Here is a 19,149-nt window from a genome sequence, read left to right as displayed (position 1 = left end):
ATGCCAATTGCAAAAAACAAGCCTGATTTTATCCGATAGCAGATAGTATCTATGATACCACTTGCAGTCGCCGTGCTTCGCTCCGGCCCGTCACGGTTGCAGGTTTGCGGTTCAGCTTTGCGACATTATTTTCTTTTGCTGCCTGGTCGTCCAGAATTTTGACAAGGTTCGAGTTCGGCATTGGCTTGCCGAACAGATAGCCCTGAACTTCCTGACAGCCTTGCTTTGACAGAAATTGCAAATGCTCTTCGGTTTCAACGCCCTCTGCAAGAATTGGAATGTCGAGACTGTCACCAAGGATCAATGTTGATTGGACAATCGCAGATGATTGCTTGTTCGTGTTGATTTCTTTGATGAATTCCCTGTCGATTTTGATTTTGTCGAATGGGAAATTCTGCAAGGTAAACAGCGATGAATAGCCGGTGCCGTAGTCGTCCATTGCCAGTTTCACGCCGAGTGCTTTGAGCTGCCTTATGCTGTGGAGTGCAAGGGCGGTATCTGCGATGATGCCGCTTTCGGTGATTTCGATTTCCAGACGGCTTGGTGACAGGCCGGTTTCAAGCAAAATTGCGTGAACCTTTTTAGGCAGATCACGATCAGTCAATTGACGTGGAGCGACATTAACGGCGACTTTAATCGGTACAGACCACTGCGACGCCTGTTTACATGCCTGTTTTAAAACCCAATCGCCAATTTCGCAGATAAATCCGTTCTCTTCTGCAATCGGAATAAAGATGGCCGGCGATACAATGCCACGGGTAGGGTGGTTCCATCGCAGCAAGGCCTCTACACCGGTTATGGCACGTGTATGCGTGTCATTTTGAAGCTGGTAGTAAACTTCGAGTTCACCGTTCTTGATTGACTGTGAAAGCTCAAGCGCGAGCGTGTTGCGCTCCTTATTGGCTTCGCCCATGCTTTTTTCGTAAGCTGAAATACCATTTTTTCCATTCGATTTGGAATGGTACATGGCAAGCTTTGCCTTCTCAATCAGCTGAGCTGATGTGTCGCCATGATGCGGGAAGAAAGAAAACCCAATGCTTGCACTGGTTGAAATATCCAGATCGCCTTTAAGGAGCGGTTTTGAAACAGCCTTGGAAATGCGCTTTGCAAACTCCTTGGCTTCACGCTCGGTGTAAATCGATGATTTAATGGCGATAAATTCGTCCGCGCCAAAGCGCGCCAATGTTTCATTGTTTCCAAGAACGTTGCTTATTCTTTCATTGATAGCACACAATAAATGATCGCCGGTTGTGTGGCCGTGAACTTCGTTGATTTCCTTGAAGTCATCCAGATCGACCGCCAAAACTGCTATGCCCGCGGTATCATCGGTTCCAACTGCTATGATCTTATCAAGAAACTGCTCGCAGCCACGGCGGTTCAAAGATCCGGTAAGCGGATCGTGAAGCGCCAAGTGTTCATAATGCTTTGAAGTGACCTCGGTTGTTTTCATATCAATGAGATTGGTAATGAAGCTGACTGCAAGCAACAGCGCCATAACTGTGAAGGCACCAATGCCTAAAAACTCTTTAGAGATGAGATTTGGCGTTTCCAATTGGATATTGGACGGCAGAATGGTCATGCCGGACATGCTGACAAAGTGCATCGAAGCAACCGCAAGCACGAAGCTAAGCGCGCCGCCATATTTACAAAAGCGGGTGATTGGACGGGCAATACGGTTGACTGTGATAGCACCAAAAAAACATCCCGTTATTAGCGAGATTATCACCGGAACGGTTGACCATTCTAGAGCGCCATGAACCTTCATTGCCATCATGCCGGTATAATGCATGGCGGAAATGCCAAGGCCGAGAACAATACCGCCAAATTCTATGACGTAAGATTGTTTGGTCACTGAAGCGATTAGAAATCCGAGTGTGGTTGCTGTAATCGCGATAATGAGGGACATGAAAGTCAGTACCGGTTCATAGCCAAGAATAAAATCGCTTTCATAGGCGATCATGGCAACAAAATGCGTGCTCCAGATCGTTCCGCCGCCAATCAGTCCTGCCAGTGCCAGCCATAAAATGCGAATGTCATTTTCAGTACGGCGTACGCGCGCAAACAAACGAAGTGTAACCACTGCACCACAAACCAAGGTGATGACCGATAATGCAAGAAAAACCGGATCGTGCATATATGCGATGCAGTTAAATAGAATGTTCATGATTGCCCCTATCATCCATCAGGGCACTCTCACTTGATGTGGTAAAGCGAAACCTAATAGGCGGGGCAGTATCTTGCGGGTTGAAAGAAATAGTGAGTTAAACTTACCGGCATGATGAATAAACACTTACCAAATTAGTGCTTTTGTTAGCTACGCTTTGAGAAACAGAAAGAATTTGTACACAAACCGCACGACACCAAGCTGTGAGCAGTGTAAATGTCGGGAGTATTATCCGCTTTAAAAATTATTGGCGGATTGCCAACACTGCTTTTAGTGCGCTGCTCATATGCTGGCGCAACGCCTCCTGAACGCCGGATTTATTGCCTGTTTTTAGCAGGCTGACGATCATGGCATGATCTTCATTTGATTTAACGAGGCGTTCTTTGGCACCGATTTGCGTTTTGCGGAAAGGGGCAAGCTTCAGCCGTATATCGTGAGCGAGAATTTTAATATCGTCGTTGTGAGCACCATCAAAAATTACGGAATGAAAGGCAGTGTTGCGCTCCTCATATTGATCAAATGAATCCTGGCTGACCAGAAGCTCCATTTGTTTATGGTGTCCTTCCAGTGAGGCAAGTTCGGCTTCGGTCATGCGTTCGGCGGCAAAACCGCCGCATATGGCCTCCATTTCAGCCATCGCTTCGAACATGGATTTTATCCGCTCCACGCTGACATCTGTGACCACGACACCGCGATAGGGTTGACGCTCTGCAAGCGAACGCGAACAGATTATCTGTAATGCTTCACGAATGGGGGTGCGTGATACGTTAAAGCGCTGTGTCAGAGATTTTTCATCGAGCTTAGTGCCAGGCGTCAAAAGGCCTGCGACGATTTCCGCTTCGAGTTTCTCGGCTACTGTCGCACTGTGTACATTTTTCGATTTAGTCTTCTGCATATTTCTGGCTTACTTTGAGTAAACCAATCTAGGTCCTGCCAAATCAGTTTGGCAAGGCGTGGGATTGAGAAAAGTGGCTTTGCATCACCGGAAACGATTTCATTTCAAGGTGTCGGTTTGTAGTGATTGTATTTTATGCCCTCTTAAACCGTTGCCTGCATCAAAGATATTTGTTGTAGTCAGAGACGAGCAAATGTGTAGGTGTTTCATCTTCTTCCACATTTGCAAACCGGCCAATTTTCATTTCAAAATCATTGTCCAGACGGTCATCGTTTACGGTTGAAACCTCTCCGATAAGAACGTCGTCCCCTTCGCCCCAAAATGCGTGCCAGACGCCGGGCATAAGCGTGACGCTCTCGCCGGGGGCAAGTTTAAGCAAGCCGCCGGCGGGAAGGGTTTTTAAGCGGCCGTCGACCGGTACAACCACATCAGAGGTGCGATCAATCGAGCCGTCTTCCGCGCCCGCAAACAATTCCAGCACAAGCGTGCCGCCGCCGCGATTGATGATGTCTTCCGCTTTCAAAAAATGGCGGTGCATGGGTGAGAGCTGATCTTTACGGCTGATCATGATCTTTTCAGCATAAAGCATACCGGAGCCGTTTTTGATGTCGTCCACCAAACCGTTTCTGACGGTGAAGAGAAACAGGCCCAGCTCATCATATTTGCCCTGGCCATAGTCTGTGATATCCCAGCCCATGCCCCGTTCTTTGATCATCGCATGGTCACTTGTCTTTAACTCTTCAGGGGACTGATAGGCAAAGGGCGGCAAAACATAGCCGAATGATCGGATGAAAGCGTCACCCTCTTTTAGAATGTCGTTGATTTGCGAGCGCTTCATTTCTAGGTCTCCGAAAGGCCGAACGAGCGGCATGAAATTTGGTATGATGTTGTCCAAACCTGACCGGCATTTAGATGAATGCCAAAATGGTTTGGGGCATTTTGATGAAGGGGAAAGTGATCATTGGCACGATCGTTTTTGTCGAAAAACGAGTGGGTGGGCTCTACGCCAAGACCGGTAAAACCGTTGCCGAGACCTTGGGTGCGCAGCCCCGGATTGGCGAGCCAGAACAGGCAGTGTGGCAGGTGATTTTGATTCCAGTTCAGGCTGACACTCGAATGTTCTGAAGGGTAGTGCACCGTCATGCTACCCTTTACATTCCAGATTTGCAGCAATTCACTGCGGGCTGATCCAATATTTTCCCAAAACGGTGAGTGCTGGCTGACCAATGCACCTTCGGGCAGCTGCCGTCGGTCATTTTCATCGATCGCCCAAGGTGCGCTCGCACCCCGATCAAAGTCCGGAAGACTGATTTGCATATCGTCGGCAATTTTGAAAATCGGATGTATCCCAACCGGCAAAGTACCGCTTTTGCGCGCAACGATTTCCAGCGTAAAATCCAGCGCACCGGATTGCGGGTTCAGTTTGACAGACCGTTTCAGGCTGCGAACAATATGGCTTTCAGGATAATCAATTTCAAAGGTTGCGGCGTTATCGCTCTGCTCGGTCAGGCGCCAGTCATGGTCCACGCAGTAGCCATGATGTGCAGTGTCGAGCATTGTTGTGCCAAATGGTACGCAAGGAAATTCGCCACCAAGTAGCTGCAAGTGCCGAGGCGCTTTTGTCTCTTGCGAGTTACGGTATTGATCAAGCCAGGGCGCTTCTGCGAACGGTTTGAATATCTGCCCGTCTTCCTGCTTTACTGCATAGTTGTGAACGCTCGCACCGCAGGCAAATATATCCACGCTTGCATGGCCGGTTGATAGCGTGATGCAGTCCGTATCGTACTGGTGTTGAAGAATTGCGGACATTGAACTTTACTGTTTTATCGAATGCGCTGTGTGGTTTCAGGATCAAAGAACACGGCTTTTGACATGTTAAATGCCAGGCTTGCATGCTCGCCCGCTACAATTTTCGCATCTGCGCGCAGCCGTGCAATTGCCTCTTTGCCACCCAGATTGACGACCGCAAAAGTGTCTGAACCGGCCGGTTCAACAACTTCGATCATGCAATCATGATGAGCTATCTGCTTAGACGTTCTGTCGGCGCCCTCGCGGTCCGTCAGCGCTTCGGGACGAATGCCGAACAGGACTTTCTTGCCAATATAATCTTTAAGCGATGCTATATTTTTAACCGGCAATTCAATCTTGCCGGCATCTGTTGACGCGATTTCAATAACAAGATTTTTGCCTTTGTCTGCAACCGTTGCTTCGATGAGGTTCATGGATGGTGAACCCATAAAGGTTGCGACGAATACGTTTTTGGGATCGTTATAGACTTCGTCAGGTGTGCCGAATTGCTGCAAAATGCCGTCTTTTAAAACAGCAATTTTAGTTGCCAATGTCAGCGCTTCGATCTGGTCATGGGTGACATAGACAATCGTTGTGCCCATTCGCGCGTGCAGGCGTTTGATTTCGGTACGCATATCGACGCGCAGCTTGGCATCAAGATTGGACAGAGGTTCGTCGAACAGAAAGACCTGCGGATCGCGCACCAGAGCGCGGCCCATGGCAACCCTTTGACGCTGGCCACCGGAAAGCTGGCTTGGTTTGCGGTCAAGCAGTTCGCCGATTTGCAGAATTGAAGACACATTGTCGATGGCCTTTTTCTGCTCTGCCTTATCAATGCCGCGAATATCCATGCCAAAGCTGATGTTTTGGGCAACAGTCATATTTGGATACAGGGCGTAGGATTGGAATACCATCGCAATATCGCGTTTGGACGGGTGCAATCCGGCAACTGAGTTTCCGCCGATCAGTATCTCGCCGGAGGTGATGTCCTCCAAACCGGCAATAGTGTTCAACAGCGTTGACTTGCCGCAGCCGGAAGGGCCGACGAGAACCAGAAAGCCACCATCTTCGATTTCAAGATCAATACCCTTTAGAACCTCAACGGAGCTGTAGGATTTATGTAGATTTTTGATTTTTAACGAGGCCACTATTTTATCCTTTGACAGCGCCGGCCATAAGACCGCGTACGAAATATTTTCCTGCAACGATGTAGACAAGAAGCGTGGGCAGGGCGGCTAGAATAGCGCCTGCGAAATGCACATTATATTCTTTCACACCGGTGGAAGAGTTGACGAGATTGTTGAGTGCAACGGTCATTGGTGTTGAACCAAAACCGGAAAATGATGCACCGAAGAGGAAGTCATTCCATTGGTTCGTAAACTGCCAGATCACAGTCACCACAATGATTGGAGCCGAACTTGGCAGCAAGATACGCCAGAAAATCTGGAAAAATGTTGCGCCGTCAATTTGCGCGGCTTTGACCAATTCTGTTGGAAAGGCCGCATAATAATTGCGGAAAAACAAAGTTGAAAAACCGATGCCGGCGGCAAAATGTATAAGAACCAACCCTTCGATTGTTCCGGCCAAACCCAAAAAGCCAAGTACTTTGGCACCCGGAATAAGAACGATTTGAAAGGGGATGAAGCATGAAAGAAGCATCATGCCGAAGACGAGTCCGTCACCTTTAAAACGCCATTTGGTGAGAACATATCCGTTAAGGGCACCAAAAATAGTGGACAGTGTAACCGCAGGTACAACGATCAGGATAGAGTTGATGAAATAGGGTTTAAGGCCGGTTGGCTCCACACCGATTTGAGCCGATGACCAAGCCGACGCCCATGGCGCGATTGTCCAGTCCTTAGGCAGAGCCATCAGGTCTCCGCCGCGAATTTCATCCAGCGGTTTGAATGAGTTTGCCACCATGACGTAAAGCGGAAGCAGGTAATAGAAGATGAAAACAAGCAGCACAGCATAGATGAGTGCACGTGTCATGCGGCTGCTGCTGACGGCATTGTCTTGAGAGATGGCGCGGGTCATTGGTTATCTCCGCTTTTAAGTTCGCTGTACAAATATGGAATGATAATCGAGAAAACCATGATCATCATGATGATGGCCGATGATGCACCCACGCCCATTTGATTGCGGGTAAATGTGTAGGAGTACATAAAGGTCGCGGGGACTTCTGTTGCGCGGCCAGGGCCGCCGCCGGTCAGCGCAATGACAAGGTCATAGGCTTTAATCGCAAGGTGTGCGAGCACGACGAATGCCGACAGAAAGACAGGGCGCATCATGGGAATGATAATTTTACGGTAAATACGGACCGGTGAGGCGCCGTCAATCTGGGCCGCTTTAATAATCTCATTATCAACGCCGCGCAGACCAGCCAGAAACATCGCCATCACGAAGCCTGATGATTGCCAGACGGCGGCGATCACAACGGTGTAAATCGCGTAATTTCGGTCTTTAATCCAGTCGAAATGAAAGCTTGTCCATCCCAGATTATGGAAGGTGTTTTCAATGCCGATGCCCGGATCGAGAAACCATTTCCAGGCTGTGCCGGTCACAATAAATGACAGCGCCATCGGGTAGAGATAAATCGGGCGTATGAAACCTTCGCCGCGGATTTTCTGATCCAGCAATATGGCCAAAAGCAATCCCAATGCCGAACATATGACGATGTATAACACGCCAAAGATCGCCAGATTGACGAGGGCGGTGTTCCAGTGGCGCAAGCTGAATAATTTTGTGTAGTTTTCAAAGCCAACCCAGCCGTAGGACGGCAACATTCTGGAATCCGTGAATGACAGATAGCCTGTGTACAATATGAAAGCGTACACAAACACAAGTATAACGAAAAAGCTTGGTGCCAGCACGAGGCGCGGCAACCATTGTTGCAAATGGTTCATGTTTCGATATCCAAAATTGGGAGGCTAACAGATATGGCAGTCTGAGAGCCTCCCGGGCAAGCCGCCGGGAGGCTAAGCGGCCAATGTTTCAGTTATTTGGCGCCTTCAACAGCAGCAACGAGTTCTTCGGCTGCCGTCTGACTGTCATATTCGCCATTGAAATGCGCTGTGACGACATCATAGATCGCATTTTTAACGCCGGCAGGGTTCGCATGGCCATGCGCCATAGAGCCGTAAAGTCCGCCGGATGCGTTGGCTTCGGCAAAGTCAGCCATCCCTTTTTTACCGCAATCATCAAAGTCTGTGTCCGGAACATCGGTACGTGCCGGTACAGAGCCTTTAACAACGTTAAATGCAGACTGGAATGCCGGGCTCATAACCGCTGATGCCATGGCCAGTTGGGCCTCAGATGCGCCGCCCTGATCGAACATGACAAACTGGTCCGAGTTGAATGTGACTTTGCCTTGTGTGCCCGGAAAGCGGATGCAAACAAAATCTTCGCCCGGGACCTGATCGGCTTTCAGAAACTCGCCCTTGGCCCAGTCACCCATCATCTGCATGCCGGCTTTGCCTTCGATCACCATTGCGGATGCAAGGTTCCAGTCACGGCCGGAGAAGTTATCGTCAACATAGGTGCGAAGCTTGGCCATGCGGTCAAACGCTTCGACCATTTGTTCGCCGCCCAAAGCTTCTCCATCCAGATCAATAAAGGCTGCTTTGTAAAGCTCGGGGCTGATGCCCAAAACAACTGCGTCGAAAATGGTTGCGTCCTGCCAAGCCTGTCCACCATGCGCCAATGGCGTAATGCCATTTTCCTTCATCGCGTCCAGAACAGCAATCAGCTCTTCCCATGTTTCAGGCTCTTTGCCGCCTGCGGCATCCAGCGCTTCTTTATTGATCCAAACCCAGTTGGTTGAATGGACATTCACAGGCGCGGCAATCCAGTGGCCGTCATGTTTGGAAAATTCCTGCAATGCAGCCGGTACAACGTCGCTCCAGCCTTCTTTTTCCGCAACAGAATCCAGATTGCCGAGATTGCCGGTCGTGCCTGCCCAGTCTTTAATGTCAAAGCCGAGCATCTGTGCGGCTGTCGGCGCGTTGCCGCCTGTCACACGTGCGCGCAAAACAGTCATCGCGTCATTGCCGCCGCCGCCTGCGATCGGCATGTCTTTCCAGCCAACATTCTGGCTGGCCAAGTCTTCCTTCAAAACGTTCAAGGCAGCAGCTTCACCGCCGGCTGTCCACCAGTGCAGAACTTCAACATCTTCGGCTGATGCGATGCTGACAGACGAGGCGATAATTGTCGCGGCTGATGCGCTGAGTGCTAAATTACGCATTTTCATAGAATTTTCCTCCAAAATTCGGAGGCTTTAATGCCTCCTGCCAAATTTATAACGTTATAAATTTGTGAGAGTCAACCGATGACTTTGACGCCTTTTTATCAAAAACACTTTAAAATTAGTCCCAACGGTAAAGCTGATTGATCAATTGCTGCTTTGTATCTATGTTAGACGTTCGTGTTAATACAACGTTATAAATAGGCGCGGTAATGAAGCTTGGCACCGGAACTGTTACAAAGCGACCCACTCTCAAGACAGTGGCGGAAAAAACAGGTCTGGCTGTGACGACTGTTTCCAAAGCGCTCAACGGTGCGCCGGAGATTGCAGCCAAAACAAGATTGCTAGTGGAAAATGCCGCGCGTGAAATCGGCTATGTGCCTGATCGTGCCGCTCAAAGATTGCGCACCGGAAAAACCAATGTCATCAGTCTTGTCCTAAGTCCGCATGACGAGATTTTGGGTTTCTCAAATTCTTTGACACTTGGCTTGAGCAGGGCATTGAGAGGCACGAATTATAATCTGCTTGTCACACCGAGCTTTGAAGAGAGCACTGAAATTAAAACCATCGAGAAGATCGTGCGCAACAAAATGGCGGACGGCATTATATTTTCACGCACGGAGCCGTTTGACGAGCGTGTCCGGTTTTTGATCGAAAACGGTTTTCCATTCGTGTGTCATGGCCGTACCGAATTATCGTCCAAACATTCGTTTGTTGATTATGACAATGAAGAATTTGCGCGTCTTGCTGTTTCGCAACTCGCCGCAAAAGGTCGAAAGCGCCTTTTTGCCGTTATGCCGGACCGCAAATTCACCTTCTATGGGCATCTGAAATATGGCTTCACATCAGCAGCGGCTGATGTTGGTGTTTCATATGCAGTGCCGGAGGAGGTCAATCTCGACAGCGCGCCGGACGAAATTTATGCCTGTATCGCAAAGCATATTGAAGAAGGCAGAAGCCCTGACGGCTATGTTTGTGCCGGTGAGGTTGCTGCCATGACGATTATGGCGTGTCTAAGCGATCATAATATGATGGTCGGACGCGATGTTGATATTGTTGCCAAACAAACATCGCGGGTCTTTGACCATATTCGTCCGCGCGTGGATACGATTATTGAAAATATTGCCGAGGCCGGAGCTTTGATGGGTGAAATGCTGCTAGACGATATCAGCAATCCAAACGCTATCCGTGAAGGGTTTGTTCAGCGTCCAGAAAAGGAGTTTCCTGATTTAAATCCGGCCGGTTAGAATTGTGTTGTCGCCGGCTTTTCAAATTAGCCTTTCTTCGCGTTTGACACCTTCCATTTTGCAACCGTGCCGGTGCCTATTTTTTTCAACAGATGGATGAGCTCAGCGACATTGTTTTCTGATAAGTCTGAAAGGTGAGGGCGTGTTGCCGCAGCAATCAAAGCCGGGGCTTTATTGCATGCTTCAATGCCCAATGGTGTCGGTCTCACACTGTGTCCGCGGCCATCTTCATCATTGGGCTGTCTGGTCACAAACCCTTTCTTCTCCAGTTGCGTGATAAGCCTTGATGCGGTGGTACGTTCCAGGCCGACAAATTCGGCAATCTTGCTTGGAGATTCGACGCCATCAAAGCGAATGCAGGCCAGAACTGTCCATGACAGACGGTTCAGTTCTATCTCTATCAATGCTTCATCGACAGCGGTTTGCATGATCAGCGCAGCGCGGCTTAAGCAGTATCCCAAATTGTCCTGAGCACTATAAGTTGTTACTTCTTCATTGAAGGGCATACGAACCTCGAAAAGCGTGTCTTGTGAACATAAATCGTTACACCATTGCTGTCTGAATACAAGAATTTACTTGAAAATATGGATTTCGCGTGCACTATGAGAAAATATATATGTGCATTATGCACGTATATTGAGCCAGAAAGCTGGCGGAATCTTGGGAGGGATTTATGAGGATCATTCGTATTGCGGCGCTCTTCTGCGCTATGGTTACAGGCGCTTCGGCTTTTGCGGGAGAGTTGAAAATGGCGCATTTTATGCCGCCAACACATCCCATGGATCGACATGTTATGACACCGATGGCCGAAGCGTTCAATGAGGCTGTGGGCGGTTCGTCCGAAATTAAAATTTATCCTGCCGGTGAGCTAGGGCCGGGCCCGAAAGCCCAATATAAACGCGTTGCAACCGGTGTGGCAGAGCTTGCATTTATTTTGCCGGATTTTACACCCGATCTGTTTCCAGTTTTGACCGGCTATGAGAAACCCGGCCTTTTTTCCGACGGTGTGACGGCGACCGAAGCGATGTGGGATAATGAAGATGCCATCAAGGCCGAGGTCAGCCGCGCTGTACCGCTTGCTTTTTGGGCCAACAACACAACAATCCTTATCACCCGCGACAAGATCGTGCGTAATCCTGCGGATATGGCCGGCCTGAAAATCCGTATTGCCAGCGATAATATGGCGCAAATTATCACAGCATGGGGCGGGGTTCCTGTAAGCATGTCACCGGCTGATGCCTATCAGGCGATCAGCACCGGCGTGGTGGACGGCGTTTACATCGACCCGACTGCATTTACAGCCTACAAGCTCTATGAGGTCACGAAATATGCGACCGTCAATATTCCCGGTTCGATTTCCAGCTTTCTGCTCGCGATGAACCAAGACGCATATGACGGTTTGAGCGAAGAAGAGCAGGCAGCGCTTCATGCAGCATCCGGCAAGGAACTGAGCGTAAAAGGTGCGGCAGCTTTTGCCGAAGCAGGCAAGAAAGCGCTGGTGAGCGCTGAGGAAAACGGCGTTGAGATGATTACGCTCACCGCCGAGGAAGTTGATGTTTTTACAGAACTTTCTCCCTTCAAGGCTAACTGAGAAAGCATAATGGGCAAAAGGGCAGCTCTCATGCCCTTTTGGCCCGTTGTCAGGAAACGATTATGATGTCTCGAATTTTGGGCGGTGCATTGTTGTGCATTGGCGGGGCTGGCCTGCTCGGCTTGATGGTTGTTTCGGTTGGCGATGCGATCATGCGCACATTTGGCGCGCCGTTTATCGGTGCTCATGAAATCAGCCAGACATTTCTGGCCATATGTGTGGCGATAGCCGTGCCGGTTAGCATCTATCGCGGCAAGGCGGTGAGTATTGACGGGGTCGTCGGATTCTTACCGCCCGCCGCCGCGCGTATCTTGACCATTTGCGGCGAACTTCTCGCGGCAGGTTTTTGCGCGTTGCTTGCCTTTAATATGGTTCAGGCCGGTTTTGATGCACGCGACTTTGCCGAACAGACCGCACTTTTGAGAATTCCCTATTTTTATATGTATCAGGATTTAAGTGCCGGTTTCGCGCTGAGCGCTCTGGCTTTTATTGCCCGCGCTTGGATTTCCTATAAGGCGGAGAGCGCGCTATGAGCCCGGAAATTATTGGCGTCATCGGGTTTGGTGCGCTGCTGCTGCTTATTTTTCTGCGTGTGCCTGTGGGCATTGCCATGTTGAGTGTCGGATTTGTCGGCACCGCCAGTTTGAATTCACCGGCAACGGCATTGAATTTTATGACGGGTCAGACCTTCTCCATCAGCACGCTTTATTCGCTCTCTGTTCTGCCGCTGTTTATTCTCATGGGTAATATCGCTTCGAAAGCAGGGTTGAGCCGCGATCTATATGATGCGGCCTATGCGCTTGTCGGGCATTTAAAAGGCGGTCTTGCCAGTGCAACGATTGTCGGCTGCGCCGGATTTGCAGCGCTGTCAGGCTCGTCAATCGCTTCAGCGGTAACAATGGGGCAGGTGGCCTATCCTGAAATGCGCCGCCGCGCCTATAGTGACCGGCTATCGACCGGTGTTATTGCCGCCGGCGGTACATTGGGCATTTTGCTGCCGCCATCCACCGGCTTTGTTCTTTATGCCATTTTGACCGAGCAGAGTATCGGGCGGCTGTTTATGGCGGGCATATTGCCGGGCTTGCTGTTGACAGCTCTGTTTGTCGTGACAGTGACTTTAATCGTGCTGTTTAACCCTGCGGCGGGCGGCGATATGGCTGAAGAGGACACCAGAAGCAGGCGTGCCGCGCTTGCCGGTGCGCTGCCGGTGTTGAGCATCATTATCATAACGATCGGCGGCATTTACTTAGGCATTTTCACACCGGTTGAGGCGGCCGGTGTCGGCGCGACACTGGCGCTTGTTATGGCTCTTTTACGCCGCCAGCTTCAATGGACAGGGTTTGTTGATGCCGTCAAAGGTACGCTGGAAACAACGGGACTATGCTTTCTGATTCTGATTGGCGCGATGGTTTTTTCGCCCTTTGTCTCCCTGTCGGGACTGCCGAAATTACTGTCAGAAACAATTCTGGGCTACAGCACATCGCCTTATATCGTGCTGGGCTTGATACTGGTGCTGTATTTGTTTTTAGGCATGGTCATTGAAGGGCTATCGCTGATGGTCATCACCCTGCCGATCGTGTTTCCAGTGGTTATCGGGCTTGGTTTCGATCCGATCTGGTTTGGCGTGATTATGGTTCTGGTTCTGGAAATGGGGCTGATTAGCCCGCCTGTCGGCGTCAATTGTTTCGTCGTCAAAAGCGTTGCGCCCGATGTGCCATTGTCTGAAATTTTTAGAGGGATCATGCCGTTCTGGCTGGCAATGATCCTATGCATCCTGCTGCTTGTGGCTGTGCCGGGCATCGCGCTGATGCTGCCCAATGCAATGTTCTAGTTCAAAGATTGTGACGCAATGACAAGGTTCTTTTCCAGCAAGACTCGTCCCGTGCATATGGGGCCTTATCCGGTGGAACTATTGGAACGTATGCCAAAGGCGGATCTAAGTTCGGTTCCGGCGATGGAAGCCTTGCGATTTGAAAATGAAAGCGCGCCGTACTCTATCATCAATGCCATGCGTGAACATCAGGCCATGCTTGATGTTATCCGTAGCGGGCTGATCAATGGAGCGGTCGCGCAAGCGCCGACCGATCCGCAGGAGCGGGCAGAGCACCTCAAATCATTTGGTTATTTTGCCGATGCGGCATTGGTCGGAACATGCCTTCTACCGGATGAGGCGATACTCAATAAACCGATCATCAATCCGGATATTGACCGGCTTGCCGAAGATTTAAAGACGGTTCAAATCAAATCATTGGCGGCCGGTATCGATATGATTATGGCCGATCTTAAAGAGTCCATGGAGGCTGAAAAACCAAGTATAGAACCGCATAGTCATGCACTTGTGTTTCTTTATGAAAATCCGCGCGATATTGAGCCTGATGAACCGGGGACCGCATGGATTGAAGGGGCCTATGCCCATCGCGCGGGTCTGTTGGCATCGGAAACCTCTGTGGTTCTTGCCAATTATTTGCGCCTGTTAGGCTATGATGCGCGGGCGCACACGGTCAGTAGCTCGGATGTTGATCTGAACAAACTTGCGGTGGCTGCGGGTTTGGCGACCGTTGAAGACGGCAAGCTGCACCATCCTTATATTGGTTCCCGTTTTGGCTTGTCGGCGGTGACAACAACATTCGAGATCGCGCCTGACCAGCCGTTACTGCCGTTAAATCAGCAGCCCCGATCAGCCTTTGGTCCTGCGTGGCGGTTTGGCACAAAGTCAGCCAAGAATGCGGGCAATGCGGTGCCTTATGCCAAGCGTCGTTTTGTTGACGGCGCGCATCCGTTTGAAAAACTTAAACGCGTCGAGACACCGACCACCTATATTGACGAGCTCAATGTTGCGCGTGTTCCCAAACGCACCGACATGTTCGCGCGTGCCCAGTTTGGCGATATGGGCAAAAAACTGCAACAGACATCCAAGGGCGGGCACTATGTGCGAAAAGCTGCGCCGTCCATGGCACAGCGCCGCGCGCTGGGTGCCTTTGTTTTGTTGCAGGAAGGCATAGCGGCGCCAGAAAAGAAGCATTACACACCGCAGGAAGCTGCCGATCTGGTTAAGGCGACCAGCTATTTTCTGGGCGTGGATGCGGTCGGCATTTCGCGTTGTCCCACATGGGCGTGGTACAGCCATGATGCCCGCGGCGACGAGATTGTGCCGACACATGATCAGGCCATCAGCATGGTCATTGATCAGGGCTATGAAACAATGGACGGTTCGTCCGGTGATGACTGGATTGCGGTGGCGCAATCGATGCGGGCCTATTTGCGGTTTTCCCTGCTTGGCGGGGTGATGGCCAAGCAAATTGCAAGCCTTGGCTATTCTGCCAAAGCACATACGGTGATGGACGGTGAAGTGTTGCAGCCGCCCTTGCTTCTGCTTTCAGGGCTCGGTGAAGTCAGCCGCATAGGTGAGGTCATTTTAAATCCGTATCTGGGGCCGAGGCTCAAGTCAGGTGTTGTGACAACCGACTTGCCTCTGGCGCATGACAAGCCGATTGATTTCGGGCTGCAAACATTTTGTGAAAGCTGCAACAAATGCGCGCGCGAATGTCCTTCCGGCGCAATCACCGCTGGTCCCAAATTAATGTTCAACGGCTATGAAATATGGAAGTCGGACAGCCAGAAATGCACCACTTACCGCGTTACGACACCGGGCGGAGCGATGTGCGGACGTTGTATGAAAACCTGCCCTTGGAATTTGGAAGGGGTGTTTAAAGAAAAGCCATTCCGCTGGGCTGCGATGAATATGCCGAAGCTGGCACCGGCTCTGGCCAAACTTGACGATTTTGCGGGAAATGGCGGGTTAAATCCGGTTAAAAAATGGTGGTGGGATCTGGAAATTGCAGAAGATGGCGGGTACCGGCCAACTGTGGAGCCGGTCAACAAACGCGATCTGCAAAAAGATCTGAAATTACGTTTCGAAGAACAGACTTTGGCGGTTTATCCTGCGCCGCTTGCGCCGCATCCCTATCCTTATCCATTCCCCATGGACCGCGAGGCAGGGATTGAAGCCTATCAGGCGATGATCACCGCCGAAGAATATAAATCACGGTTGGCGCGCGGTGATGAAAGCGCCATTCACCGATACACCGCAGAAGGTGACAGTCCGGTGATACAGGTTCAAATCACCAAAGCGGAAATGATTGCCGATGCTGTGATGAAATATGAGTTCAGTGCTGTCGATGGCAGTGATTTGCTTGAATGGACAGCGGGCGCGCATCTTGATCTGGTGGTGGCACCGGAATTTTTGCGCCAATACTCGATGTGCGGTGATCCTGCGGACCGTTCAAAATACCAGATCGCTGTTTTGCGCGAAGATTTGGGGCGCGGCGGATCCAAGCTGATGCACCGTATTTTCAATGTCGGACGCAAGCTGTTTGTCTCGCGCCCCATCAACCATTTTGCTCTTGATCCAACTGCAACCAAATCAGTTTTGATGGGCGGCGGCATCGGTATCACGCCGATGATTGCCATGGCGCATGAATTACATGCACAGGGGCGTGATTTTGTTTTGCATTATTCCGGCCGCAGTAGAGCCAGTATGGGGTTCCTTGATGAACTTCCGCGCTTTGGCTGGGCGGATAAAGTACATCTGCATATTACCGATGAGGGAACACGCGCTGACATTAACAAATTATTGTCCGGCTATCAGCCGGGCTGGCATGTTTATACCTGCGGTGCAGAGCGGTATATGTCGTCTGTTCTTGAGGCAGCGCAGAGGGCCGGTTATCCCGACAAAGCGCGGCATCTGGAATATTTCTCTGTGCCGGAACTGCCGGACTATGAAAATTTCGATTTCACGATCAAGCTTGTAAAATCAGGGAGGAGCTTTCTGGTTCCTGCTGATCAAACGGCGGCTGATGTGCTCAATGACAATGGTATTGCCGTCGATGTGAAATGCTCGGACGGGATATGCGGTGTTTGTAAATGCGGGCTGGTTTCTGGCGATGTTGAGCATCGGGATTTCGTTTTGTCGAAGTCACAGCGCGAAACGGGCATCATTTTATGTCAGTCACGTGCGGCAAAGAAAGACGGTGTTATTGAGATCGATCTTTAAAGAGTTGTGCGCGCCCCGATCTCCTTGTGCAAGCATAGCTATTAAAGTCCGTCTGATTCCAACGGGCTAGAACACTGCAACATTTCCAGCCTTTGCACGTTGTCATTGGACCGAATCCAAATTTAGTGAAGGAGACTTTAATGCCTGCAAAATCCAAGTCACAACAAAAAGCCGCGGGTGCGGCGCTTTCTGCAAAACGCGGCGAAACAAAAGTCAGCGAATTGCAGGGGGCTTCGAAAGAAATGTACGATTCCATGAGTGAGGACGAGTTGGAAGACATTGCTTCAACGGATCATGATGACCTGCCTGAAACGGTAGAAGACGAGGAGAAGTGAGATGGAAACGCCTCAACGACAGCCCGGTCTGGAGCATGAAATGTCACCGGAGCCGGAATACATGCCGCGCTTTCCGGGGGCTGGCCGCTTGAAAGATAAAGTTGCTTTAATCACCGGCGGCGATTCCGGTATTGGGCGCGCCACCGCCATCCTTTATGCGCGCGAAGGTGCCTCCATAGCTATCGTATACCGTGATGAAACCGAAGACGCTGAAAAAACGGCTGCTTTGGTTGAAGAGGAAGGTGGCCGCTGCCTATTGATTAAAGGCGATGTGGCGGACAAGGATTTTTGCGAAAAGGCCGTCAGCCAATCAGTCGAAAAGCTTGGCAAGCTTGATGTTGTGGTGGCCAATGCCGCCGAGCAGCACGCCGTTGAAGAGTTTGAAAATATATCCGAAGAACAGTTAAAACGAACCTTCCAAACCAATATTTTTGGCTATTTTTTCATCTTGCAGGCAGCGATGCCGTATCTGAATTCAGACGCTGCAATTGTGTGTACCACATCGGTCACCGCTTATAGAGGTCAAGATTTGTTACTCGATTATTCATCGACAAAAGGAGCGATCTTGGCTCTCGTCCGTGCGTTGGCATCAAAATTGGCTGATAAAAATATAAGGGTGAACGGTGTCGCGCCGGGTCCGATTTGGACGCCGCTTATCCCAGCCTCTTTTCCGGCCGATAAGGTTGAGCGCTTTGGCAAAGATTCGCCACTAGGTCGCCCCGGCCAACCCAATGAGGTCGCGCCTTGCTTTCTGTTCTTAGCCTGTCAGGATTCAAGCTATATGACAGGTCAGGTTCTTCATCCAAATGGCGGCGAACCCATTTCGGGATAGTTGCCAAAAGGCAATGGTGAAAATCTAGTATTTCGGGAGCCGTTCAGCGATGCGTAGCGACAATGCCGCCAGCCAAGAGGGCAGCCTTAGCAAGATTGTAGATAAGATCCGCTCAGGCTGCAAAGGAACTGATGCCAAAGTGCAGGTGTCGGATTTGCTTTCGACAATTGGCGACAAGAGCATGTTGCCTGCCATTCTAGTGCCTGCCTTAATCGTCGCAACTCCGCTTTCGGGCGTCCCTGGTGTGTCGGTTGTTGGAGGCTTGTTGATTGCTCTTTTTTCTTTCGAACTGGTCTTTAACTTCCGGCGCGTTTATCTGCCCGCCAAACTGCGTTCGCAATCTATCGACGTAAACAAACTCGATAGCGCGATGAAGAAAATTGCGCCGGTGATTAAGTGGATCGATAGGCATTCCCGATCGCGCTTGCGATTTCTATTTCGTCGCCCCTTAATTTGGGTGCCGCAATTATTGTGCTTGTTTACCGGTCTTATGATGCCGTTTCTGGAGTTTATCCCATTTTCTTCCTCAATTGCGGCGATTGGTGTCGCGCTGCTTGTCATGTCCATGTTGACCGAGGACGGGATGTTTTTTCTGCTAGCAATGCTGCCTTATGCTCTGGCAATTTACCTCATACTTGGATTGTAACGTGCCGAGCGCTGAGGGCGAACAAGATAATACAGGTTCGCCTTTTCCAATTGTGATGACCAAAATAATTTCAGCAACTTTTTGCCTGCCAGCGCATTGATTTTACAACAGCGAAGGAGATGAAAATGACAAAACCCGACCGCTCTAATACAAATATCAAAGAAGCTGATTTGGCCCAAGATAAAATGGGCGACAATGACCTTCAGGCAAATGATCAGCGCAACGTACGCAATCAACGTCAAGCCGTGCCGGATGTGAAGAAAGAAACGGACGGCGTTGTTGAAAGCTTTGAAAAGCTGGACAAAGATGTGCGCGCTGAGCGCGACTTGGGAAAAAAGAAATAAAACAAAAGCCG

Annotated in this window: 18 protein-coding genes; 9 read left to right on the top strand and 9 right to left on the bottom strand. The window is 50.2% G+C overall.

Going from position 1 to position 19,149, the window contains the following annotated elements; all coding sequences use genetic code 11:
• Nucleotides 1-49: 49 nt before the first annotated feature.
• From SU32_RS01215 to SU32_RS01180, 8 genes are all read right to left on the bottom strand, one after another.
• On the bottom strand, nucleotides 50-2,164 hold the full coding sequence (locus tag SU32_RS01215) for a putative bifunctional diguanylate cyclase/phosphodiesterase (protein ID WP_053997486.1): 2,115 nt from the start codon (nucleotides 2,162-2,164) through the stop codon (nucleotides 50-52).
• Nucleotides 2,165-2,408: 244 nt separating this feature from the next.
• Nucleotides 2,409-3,059: a GntR family transcriptional regulator gene (locus SU32_RS01210; protein ID WP_053997485.1), complete on the bottom strand. Its 651-nt coding sequence runs from the start codon at nucleotides 3,057-3,059 to the stop codon at nucleotides 2,409-2,411.
• Nucleotides 3,060-3,219: 160 nt separating this feature from the next.
• The gene (locus tag SU32_RS01205) at nucleotides 3,220-3,897 is read right to left on the bottom strand and encodes a D-lyxose/D-mannose family sugar isomerase (RefSeq protein WP_053997484.1); all 678 of its coding nucleotides are present in this window, start codon (nucleotides 3,895-3,897) and stop codon (nucleotides 3,220-3,222) included.
• 2 nt (nucleotides 3,898-3,899) lie between these two features.
• Nucleotides 3,900-4,868, bottom strand: a complete 969-nt coding sequence (locus SU32_RS01200) for an aldose epimerase family protein (protein ID WP_053997483.1) — start codon at nucleotides 4,866-4,868, stop codon at nucleotides 3,900-3,902.
• A gap of 14 nt (nucleotides 4,869-4,882) precedes the next feature.
• Complete coding sequence (locus tag SU32_RS01195; RefSeq protein WP_053997482.1) at nucleotides 4,883-5,995, bottom strand: ABC transporter ATP-binding protein; 1,113 nt, start codon at nucleotides 5,993-5,995, stop codon at nucleotides 4,883-4,885.
• 4 nt (nucleotides 5,996-5,999) lie between these two features.
• Complete coding sequence (locus SU32_RS01190) at nucleotides 6,000-6,884, bottom strand: carbohydrate ABC transporter permease (protein WP_053997481.1); 885 nt, start codon at nucleotides 6,882-6,884, stop codon at nucleotides 6,000-6,002.
• A complete protein-coding gene (locus tag SU32_RS01185) occupies nucleotides 6,881-7,753 on the bottom strand; it encodes a carbohydrate ABC transporter permease (RefSeq protein WP_053997480.1) in 873 nt (290 codons plus the stop codon). The genes SU32_RS01190 and SU32_RS01185 overlap by 4 nt, the downstream gene beginning before the upstream one ends.
• Nucleotides 7,754-7,845: 92 nt before the next feature.
• Nucleotides 7,846-9,096, bottom strand: coding sequence for an ABC transporter substrate-binding protein (locus SU32_RS01180; RefSeq protein ID WP_053997479.1), 1,251 nt, complete (start codon nucleotides 9,094-9,096; stop codon nucleotides 7,846-7,848).
• A 206-nt stretch (nucleotides 9,097-9,302) separates the two neighbouring features.
• Between SU32_RS01180 and SU32_RS01175 the strand changes: the two genes are divergently transcribed.
• Entirely contained in the window at nucleotides 9,303-10,337 is a 1,035-nt protein-coding gene (locus tag SU32_RS01175) for a LacI family transcriptional regulator (RefSeq protein ID WP_053997478.1), read from the top strand.
• Nucleotides 10,338-10,363: 26 nt separating this feature from the next.
• Here SU32_RS01175 and SU32_RS01170 read toward each other — a convergent pair whose 3' ends face one another.
• On the bottom strand, nucleotides 10,364-10,843 hold the full coding sequence (locus SU32_RS01170; RefSeq protein WP_053997477.1) for a MarR family winged helix-turn-helix transcriptional regulator: 480 nt from the start codon (nucleotides 10,841-10,843) through the stop codon (nucleotides 10,364-10,366).
• Between the two features lie 167 nt (nucleotides 10,844-11,010).
• Here SU32_RS01170 and SU32_RS01165 point away from each other — a divergent pair, with 167 nt between their 5' ends.
• From SU32_RS01165 to SU32_RS01130, 8 genes are all read left to right on the top strand, one after another.
• A complete protein-coding gene (locus SU32_RS01165) occupies nucleotides 11,011-11,928 on the top strand; it encodes a TRAP transporter substrate-binding protein (protein ID WP_053997476.1) in 918 nt (305 codons plus the stop codon).
• A 62-nt stretch (nucleotides 11,929-11,990) separates the two neighbouring features.
• Nucleotides 11,991-12,461, top strand: a complete 471-nt coding sequence (locus tag SU32_RS01160) for a TRAP transporter small permease (RefSeq protein ID WP_053997475.1) — start codon at nucleotides 11,991-11,993, stop codon at nucleotides 12,459-12,461.
• Nucleotides 12,458-13,759 (top strand): TRAP transporter large permease, encoded by a 1,302-nt coding sequence (locus tag SU32_RS01155; RefSeq protein WP_053997474.1) that lies wholly within the window; start codon nucleotides 12,458-12,460, stop codon nucleotides 13,757-13,759. The genes SU32_RS01160 and SU32_RS01155 overlap by 4 nt, the downstream gene beginning before the upstream one ends.
• A gap of 18 nt (nucleotides 13,760-13,777) precedes the next feature.
• Nucleotides 13,778-16,981: a 2Fe-2S iron-sulfur cluster-binding protein gene (locus tag SU32_RS01150; RefSeq protein WP_053997473.1), complete on the top strand. Its 3,204-nt coding sequence runs from the start codon at nucleotides 13,778-13,780 to the stop codon at nucleotides 16,979-16,981.
• Nucleotides 16,982-17,121: 140 nt separating this feature from the next.
• The gene (locus SU32_RS01145; protein ID WP_053997472.1) at nucleotides 17,122-17,316 is read left to right on the top strand and encodes a DUF3008 family protein; all 195 of its coding nucleotides are present in this window, start codon (nucleotides 17,122-17,124) and stop codon (nucleotides 17,314-17,316) included.
• 1 nt (nucleotide 17,317) lies between these two features.
• Nucleotides 17,318-18,148 carry an SDR family oxidoreductase gene (locus SU32_RS01140; RefSeq protein WP_053997471.1) on the top strand — a complete coding sequence of 277 codons (831 nt, stop codon included), beginning with the start codon at nucleotides 17,318-17,320 and terminating at the stop codon, nucleotides 18,146-18,148.
• 49 nt (nucleotides 18,149-18,197) lie between these two features.
• Nucleotides 18,198-18,794: an exopolysaccharide biosynthesis protein gene (locus tag SU32_RS01135; protein WP_053997470.1), complete on the top strand. Its 597-nt coding sequence runs from the start codon at nucleotides 18,198-18,200 to the stop codon at nucleotides 18,792-18,794.
• Between the two features lie 125 nt (nucleotides 18,795-18,919).
• A complete protein-coding gene (locus SU32_RS01130; protein WP_053997469.1) occupies nucleotides 18,920-19,138 on the top strand; it encodes a hypothetical protein in 219 nt (72 codons plus the stop codon).
• Nucleotides 19,139-19,149: the final 11 nt, after the last annotated feature.

Source organism: Ahrensia marina, assembly GCF_001293565.1.
Lineage (GTDB): Bacteria > Pseudomonadota > Alphaproteobacteria > Rhizobiales > Rhizobiaceae > Ahrensia > Ahrensia marina.
The sequence above is the reverse complement of the archived record's forward strand: the minus strand, read 5'-3'. Positions and strand labels throughout refer to the sequence as shown.